Here is a 205-nt window from a genome sequence, read left to right on the forward strand (position 1 = left end):
GCAGGCTCGGCGGGTCGAGATGCGATAGGCGTCGCGTAAGTGTTGAGCCACGTGGCGACGCTGCACGGGCTTCAGAACTTTTTTTTGAGTACATCCTGCAGCATCTGCTTGTCCAGGCTCAGGTCCGCGACCAGCTGTTTGAGCTGCTGGTTCTCTTCTTCCAACTGTTTTAAACGGCGCAACTCGGACACGCCCAGCCCGCCGT

The 205-nt window shown here is 58.5% G+C and carries 1 pseudogene; it reads right to left on the bottom strand.

The annotated features are described in order from the left end of the window. Positions 1–205, bottom strand: a pseudogene (locus D0N36_RS19355) (IS3 family transposase); the annotation flags it as partial.

The organism is Hymenobacter lapidiphilus (assembly GCF_003417065.2).
Taxonomy (GTDB): domain Bacteria; phylum Bacteroidota; class Bacteroidia; order Cytophagales; family Hymenobacteraceae; genus Hymenobacter.